The organism is Corallococcus sp. CA041A, from assembly GCF_003612075.1.
In the GTDB taxonomy this organism is placed as follows: Bacteria; Myxococcota; Myxococcia; order Myxococcales; family Myxococcaceae; genus Corallococcus; species Corallococcus exiguus.
In genome coordinates, this window is the sequence record NZ_RAWF01000032.1 from 42,131 (window position 1) to 49,294 (window position 7,164).

Annotated in this window: 7 protein-coding genes; 4 read left to right on the forward strand and 3 right to left on the reverse strand. The window is 70.0% G+C overall.

Features of this window, described 5'->3' with window-relative positions; translation table 11 throughout:
• Positions 1-63: 63 nt before the first annotated feature.
• Complete coding sequence (locus tag D7V77_RS08615) at positions 64-471, forward strand: DUF4870 domain-containing protein (protein ID WP_120575787.1); 408 nt, start codon at positions 64-66, stop codon at positions 469-471.
• Between the two features lie 3 nt (positions 472-474).
• Here the strand turns inward: D7V77_RS08615 and moaA are convergent, their stop codons facing one another.
• From moaA to thiO, 3 genes are all read right to left on the reverse strand, one after another.
• Positions 475-1,479 (reverse strand): GTP 3',8-cyclase MoaA, encoded by a 1,005-nt coding sequence (gene moaA, locus D7V77_RS08620; RefSeq protein ID WP_120575794.1) that lies wholly within the window; start codon positions 1,477-1,479, stop codon positions 475-477.
• Positions 1,480-1,546: 67 nt separating this feature from the next.
• Positions 1,547-2,779: an HD-GYP domain-containing protein gene (locus tag D7V77_RS08625; protein WP_120575788.1), complete on the reverse strand. Its 1,233-nt coding sequence runs from the start codon at positions 2,777-2,779 to the stop codon at positions 1,547-1,549.
• Between the two features lie 172 nt (positions 2,780-2,951).
• A complete protein-coding gene (gene thiO, locus D7V77_RS08630) occupies positions 2,952-4,067 on the reverse strand; it encodes a glycine oxidase ThiO (protein WP_120575789.1) in 1,116 nt (371 codons plus the stop codon).
• 293 nt (positions 4,068-4,360) lie between these two features.
• Here thiO and hisG point away from each other — a divergent pair, with 293 nt between their 5' ends.
• From hisG to D7V77_RS08645, 3 genes are all read left to right on the forward strand, one after another.
• Complete coding sequence (hisG, locus tag D7V77_RS08635; RefSeq protein WP_120575790.1) at positions 4,361-5,218, forward strand: ATP phosphoribosyltransferase; 858 nt, start codon at positions 4,361-4,363, stop codon at positions 5,216-5,218.
• Positions 5,215-6,516, forward strand: a complete 1,302-nt coding sequence (gene hisD / locus D7V77_RS08640; RefSeq protein ID WP_120575791.1) for a histidinol dehydrogenase — start codon at positions 5,215-5,217, stop codon at positions 6,514-6,516. The genes hisG and hisD overlap by 4 nt, the downstream gene beginning before the upstream one ends.
• Positions 6,513-7,164 (forward strand): histidinol-phosphate transaminase (locus D7V77_RS08645; protein WP_120575792.1); only part of this gene is annotated, 652 nt, incomplete at its 3' end. The genes hisD and D7V77_RS08645, both read left to right, overlap by 4 nt.

Sequence of the window (7,164 nt, forward strand, 5' to 3'; positions counted from 1 at the left end):
CATGTCATGGTGCGCTCATCCGGGCGCACCCGTCGCGCCCCACTCAGTTTTGGAGGGCGTTTCATGGAGCCAGGTCAGCGCGAGGATCAGCAGTTCGGCACGTTCATCACCGGCTCGCCGACGGCGACCCAGGATGAGAAGACGATGGGGATGTTGGCCCATCTGGGCTCCATCGCCGGCCTCATCGTGGGCGCGGGCTTCCTGGGCTGGGCGGTGCCGCTGTTCCTGATGCTGGCCAAGGGCAAGGAGTCGTCCTTCATCCGCGCGCACGCGGTGGAGTCGCTCAACTTCCAGATCACCACGACCATCGGCATGGCCATCTCCGGCATCCTGGTGTGCGCGCTGGGCCTGGGCGTCGTCACGGGCGCCATCGTCTTCCTGGCGTCGCTGGTGTTCAGCGTCATCGCCGGCCTGAAGGCCAACGACGGCGAGCTGTACCGCTACCCCGTGAACATCCGGCTGGTGAAGTAGCCCTCAGCCGCCAATGCCCATCATGGGCAGGAGCGTGGCGCCGTTTCCGGCTTCCGTGAAGCGGTGCCCCTCCGGCTTCTCACCCAGCGCGCGGCGCACGGCCACGGCCAGCTCCTCGTCCGTCGCGCCGCCCCGGATGAGCTGATGCAGCGGCGCCTGCGCCCGTCCGCCCAGGCAGCTGCGCAGGTCGCCGTTGGACGCCACCCGCACCCGGTTGCAGCCGCCGCAGAAGTTCTGCGTCAGCGGGGAGATGAACCCCACGCGCCCGCTGTCCGTGCTCCAGTAGCGCGCCGGCCCGGACGTGGGCGACGCGGCGCTCTCCGGTGGCTCCTCGGTGAGGACGCGGCCCGAGGCAGCCAGGCGCTCCAGCAGCTCCGCCGTGGGCACCGGCGTGCCCTGACCAAAGGGCATCAATTCAATGAAGCGCGGGGTGATGCCGCGCGTGTGTGCGTACGTCACCAGCTCCGGCACCTCCGCGTCGTTGATGCCGCGCATCACCACGACGTTGAGCTTCAGCGACTGGTAGCCCGCGCCCGCCGCCGCGTCGATGCCACGCAGCACCGCCTCGAAGTCGCCTTGCTTGGAGATGCGCCGGAACACCTCCGCGGACAGCGTGTCCAGGCTCAGGTTGAGCTGGGTGACGCCCGCGTCGCGCAGCGGCCCGGCCAGCGACTCCAGGCGGCTCGCGTTGGTGGTGATGGCCAGGTGCTCCACGCCGGGCACCGCGGCGATGCGTCGAGCGATGTCGAGGATGTCCGGCCGGGCGAGCGGCTCGCCGCCTGTCAGGCGCACGCGGCGGATGCCCATGCGCGCGAAGACGGAGACGATGCGCTCGAACTCTCCCGCGTCGAGCAGGTCCTTCTTCCCGCCCCACGACGCGGGCGAGCAGTAGGTGCAGCGGAAGTTGCAGCGGTCCGTGACGCTCAGCCGCAGGTACGTCATGCGCCGCCCCTGCGCGTCACACAGCGGGGGGGCGAGCGGATTGGAAGCGGGCAGGGGGGCGGTCATCGCGGGGCCTTCCGCCTTCATGGATAGCAACCCCCGCGCGGAAAGGCACCGCTTCCCGCGGTCCGCTTCAGCCTTCGGTCCCTGAGGCTGAACGGATGACGGCGGGCGGCGCGCCAATGGGCGTGGCCGTGCTTCCCACCGGCGGGGAGTCCGGCTCGTCGTCCAGGTCGGTGAGCCGCGCCAGCTCGGCCTCGGACTCGGCGGCGTCCGCGGCGGCCTGCATCGGGTTGAGCTTCTTCTCCGCCATCTCCTTCTTGATGCGGATGAGCCCCTCTTCGCCGATGTCCAGGAACGCCTTCACGACGTCCGGGTCGAACTGCGTGTTGGCGCAGCGCTTGATCTCCTGGATGGCGTTCGCGAACGTCGTGCCCTTGCGGTACGGCCGGTCGCTCGTCATCGCGTCCAGCGTGTCCGCCACCGCGAAGATGCGCGCGCCGATGTGGATCTCGTTGCGCTGGAGGTTGCGGGGGTAGCCCGCGCCGTCGAAGCGCTCCTGGTGCGACAGGACGATGTCCGCCGGCGTGGAGAGAAAGGGGATGTTCTGGATCATCTGGAAGCCGATCTCCGGATGACGCCGCATCTCCAGCCACTCGTCGGGGGTGAGCTTGCCGGGCTTGAGCAGCACCGCGTCCGGCACGCCGATCTTCCCGATGTCGTGCAAGAGCGCGCCGCGGCCGATCTCCTCCATCTCCTTGCCGTGGATGCCCATGCGGGTGGCGATGGCGGAGGTGTAGCTGACCACGCGCTGGGAGTGGTCGCTCGTCTCGTGCTCGCGCGCATCCAGGGCCGCCACCAATGCCAGCAGCGTGTTCTGGTACGTGTTCGCGATGTTGTGCAGCGCGCTGCGCAGCTCGGCGGTGCGGTCGCGCACCTTGCCCTCGAGCTTCTTCTGGTAGCGCTTGCGCGCCATCTCGATGCGGCGCTTGGCGAGCGCGCGTTCGATGGCGCGGATGAGGTCCGTGAGCTTGGGTGGCTTGAGCAGGTAGTCCACCGCGCCCCGGCGCAGGCAGTCCACGGCGGACTCGGTGTCGCCGTAGCCGGTGAGCATGATGACGGACGTGTCCGGCAGCCGCTCGCGCAGGTTCTCCAGCAGCCACAACCCGTCGCGCCCCGGCATCTTCATGTCGCTGATGACGAGCGGCGTCTCTTCTTCGCCTGCGACGTCGAGCGCCATCTCGGCGCCATTGGCCACGACGCAGTTGTAGCCCTCCTCACGGAGGAGCACGGAGATGACGTCGCGGACGGAATCATCGTCGTCGACAATCAGGATTCTGGGGGGTGCGGGGGGGATGGCTTCCACGGCCGAAGATTCTAGAGGTTTCCAGGGATTAAAGGCGAACGAGTGCGAGAAATCATCACCCCCTCGCCTCCCTGCCATCCAGGGTGGGGTGCGAGCCCTGGTTCCGAAGTGAACGTCTCCGGTTCTTGAAGCATTCCCCGTCTTTCGGAGTAGGTCAGGCAGGCACGCCGCGTCAATCGCGCGCCATCGTCCCCCGGTCATAGCGGAAGGGGGTGAGGTCCACCGAGGGCTTCTCCCCCAGCACGGCCTGGGCGACGAGCTTCGCGGTGATGGGGGCGAGCAGGATGCCGTTGCGGAAGTGGCCGGTGGCGAGGAACAGGCCGGGCGAGGGGCCTTCTCCGATGTACGGCAGCGCATCCTGGGTCCAGGGACGGAAGCCGGCCCAGGTCTCCGTGATGGGCGCGCTGGCCAGGTCCGGGCACAGCTGCAGCGCCATGTCGAGGATGCGCGCCAGCCCCGCCGCGGTCACCTGCTTGTCGAAGCCCACGTGCTCCATGGTGCTCCCGGCGATGATCCGCCCGTCCGCGCGCGGCACCAGGTAGCCCTTCGCGGACGTCACCACCCGCTCCAGCAGGGGCAGCCGCGTCTGCAGCTGCACCATCTGTCCGCGCGCCGGGCGCACCGCCTGCGCCGACACGCCCGCACCCTGGACCAGGGACGACCACGAGCCCGCCGCCAGCACCACGGCGTCCGCGCGCAGCACCTCGCCGTCCAGGTCCACGCCCACCGCGCGGCCGTGCTCGTGCACCACGCCGCGCACGTAGCCGCTCTTGAACACCGCTCCCACGCGCGCGGCGGCCATGGTGAGCGCGCGCACGAGGAGCCGGTTGTCGACCTGGTGATCATCCGGGAAGTGCGCGGCGCCCACGGCGGCGGGGGACAGGTGGGGCTCCAGCTCGCGCGCGACCTTGCCGTCGAGCAGCTCGGCGCGCAGCCCCATGCCGTGCTGCCAGCCCACGGTGGACTCCACGTGATGCAGGTCCGCTTCGTCGAACGCGACGCGAAGCAGGCCGCACGGCCGGTACGCGATGTCCACGCCGGAGAGCTCGCGCAGCTCCGCGGCGAAGCTTCCGTAGAGGGCGCGGCTTCGCAGGCACAGCTCGAAGAAGGGGCCCGGTCCTTCGGACTCCCACTGGGGCGCGAGGATGCCGCCGGCGGCGCTGGAGGCTTCCGCGCCGGGGATGGAGCGCTCCAGCACCGTCACGCGCGCACCGGCCTGACGGAGTTTCAGCGCGATGCCACAGCCCATCACACCACCGCCCACCACGAGGACGTCGGAGGTTGCCATGCGCCGCTTGTGCTCAAGCGAGCACGGGTTTGCAAGCGTCAAGACAGTCCATGACCCGGGGTGACTTGACGCTGAGGCCTCCGGTCGTTAACCCTAGTGCCGTGCGTTCCACGTCCCTGCATCACCACCATGCGCATCATCGGCCGGCCCATGACGGGACCGTTCGCCGCGCGCATGCCTGGGTGACGCACTAGAACGCACCCACTTCCGGCAGATGCCGCAGTGATCGAAGGCCCGTCCCCCCAGGACGGGCCTTTTTTCGTTTCCGCCACCGCAGTCCCCCGAGCCCACCCATGTTGAAGATTGCCCTGCCCAACAAAGGACGTCTGTCCGAGGAAGTGCGCGAGCTGTTCAACGACGCGGGCCTGGAGGTGCGTGCTCGGGGCGAGCGGGCCCTCACCGCGTCCCTGGGCGGCGAGTTCGAAGCCATCTTCGTCCGTGCCCAGGACATCCCGGAGTTCGTCGCGGACGGCGCCGCGCAGGCGGGCGTCACCGGCTGGGACCTGGTGAACGAGGCCGGGCGCGAGCTGGAGCCGCTGATGGACCTGGAGTTCGGCCGCTGCAGGCTGGTGGTGGCCGCGCGCGACGAGAGCGGCATCTCCCGCGTGGAGGACGTGAAGGAGGGGATGCGGGTGGCCTCCTGCTTCCCCCGGCTGACGCAGGCCTTCTTCCAGCAGCGAGGGCAGAAGGTGACGGTGGTGCCGGTGAGCGGCGCGGCGGAGATCGCTCCGCACCTGGGCATCGCGGACATCGTGGTGGACCTCACGTCCACGGGGTCCACGTTGAAGATGAATGGCCTGAAGGAAGTGGCCACCGTGCTGGAGTCGAGCGCCCGGCTGGTGGCGTGTCCGCGCAACGGTCAGGAGGCGCGGCGCGCGCTGGAGGAGCTGACGCAGGCGCTGGGGTCGGTGCTGGCGGCGCGCGGGCGGCGCTACCTGATGGCCAACGTCCCGAAGACGTCCCTGGAACAGGTGCGCGAGGTGCTGCCCGGCCTCAACGGTCCCACGGTGGTGGACGTGATGAACGGAGGCCACTTCGTCGCGGTGCACGCGGTGGTCTCGTCGAGGAATCTCTATCGCACGGTGAATGCGCTGAAGGCGCTCGGTGGCCAGGGCATCCTCGTCACGCGCATCGAGAGGTTGATGGCATGAGCGCCTCCATCCTCGAGTACCAGGGGGCCTTGTCCTCGCTGGATTCTGACGCGCGGCGGAGGTTGCTGGCGCGCTCGGGCGAGTCGGATGCGCTGGTGGCTTCCCGTGTCCAGGCACTGATTGCCCGCGTTCGCACGGAAGGTGACCGGGCCCTCTTCGACTTCGCGCGTGAGTTCGACCGCGTGGAGTTGGCGGCCCTGGAGGTTCCGCGTGAACGATGGAACGCGGCGTTGGAGTCGATTCCCTCCGACGTGCGCGAGGCGCTGACCCGCGCGGCGCGCAACATCGCCCGGGCGCACGCGGCGCAGCGGCCCCATGCCATCGAGGTGGAGACGGAGCCCGGTGTCATCGTGGGCCGCCGGCCGGATCCGCTGAGCCGCGTCGGCGTGTATGCCCCAGGCGGCCGGGCAGTGTACCCCAGCAGCCTGCTCATGGGCGTGGTCCCCGCGAAGGTCGCGGGCGTGGGCGAAGTCATCGTCTGCTCACCGCCGGGGCCGGACGGCCTTCCAAGTGCGGGCGTGCTCGCGGCGGCGGCGCTCGCGGGCGCGGATCGGGTGTTCGCATTGGGAGGTGCGGGCGCGGTGGCCGCGCTGGCCTACGGAACCCAGAGTGTTCCTCGCGTGGACCGCATCGTTGGACCGGGCAACGCGTACGTGGCGGCCGCGAAGCTCCAGGTGGTGGATGCTGTCGCCATCGACGCGCCCGCGGGCCCGAGCGAAATCCTGGTGGTCGCCGACGCGAGCGCCCGTCCGGATGCCGTGGCGCGTGAGCTGCTGGCCCAGGCGGAGCACGACCCCGAGGCCTGCTGCGTGGCGCTGGTGGTGGGCGCTCCGCTGGCGCAGGCGGTGCGGGACGCGGTGGAGCAGCAGGCCCGCGTCGCGCGGCGCGGCGACATCGTCCTTTCGGCGCTGGGGAGCAGGGGCGCGGTGCTGCGCATCGACTCGCTGGAGGAGGCGTGGCCCTTCGTCGCGGAGTTCGCTCCGGAGCACCTGCTGCTCGCGACGGCGACGCCCACGGAGGACCTGGCGCGGGTTCGCAACGCGGGCACTGTGTTCGTGGGGCAACGCGCGTCGGTGGCCTTTGGTGACTACCTCACCGGTGCGAACCACGTGCTGCCCACGGCGGGACTGGCCCGTGCGTACTCGGGACTGAGCGTGCTGGACTTCTACCGGTGGACCACGTGGCAACGCGTGACACCGGAAGCGGCGGCGGCGATGGCGGACGACGTGGGGACGCTGGCGGACAGCGAGGGCCTCTTCGCCCACGCGGCCGCGGCTCGGGCCTGGAGGGTGCCGTGATTCCATTTCGCGAGACGTATCGGGACATCCCTCTGTACTCCCCGGCGAAGAAGCCGTGCCGGGTGGACCTGAGTGACAACACCAACCTTTTCGGCGCACCGCCGTCCGCGGATCGCGTGCTGCGAGAGGAGGGCTTCCTTCGGCTGGCCCGCTATCCCACCGGCTATGCGCCGGACCTGAAGCGCGCCGTGGCCACGTACGCGGGTGTCTCGGTGGAGAACGTCACGACGGGCTGCGGCTCGGACGACGTCATCGACTGTGCGCTGCGAGCCTTCCTGGAGCCCGGGGACGCGGTGGCCTTTCCGGATCCCACGTTCGTGATGGTGCCCATGTACGCCAGGTTGAGCGCGCTCAAGCCGGTGCCCGTGCCGCTGCGCGCGGATCATGACCTGGACGTGGACGGCCTGCTCGCCACGGGGGCGAAGCTCATCTACGTGTGCACGCCCAACAATCCCACTGGCACGGTGGCCTCGCGCGCGGCGGTGGAGCGGCTGGTGGACTCCGCTCCGGGCGTGGTGCTCATTGATCAGGCGTATGTGGAGTTCACGCGGGGCGGGGACTTCCTCGACCTGGCGCGGTCGCGGCCCAACGTGCTCGTGACGCGCACGATGTCCAAGGCGTTTGGACTCGCGGGCCTGCGGGTGGGGT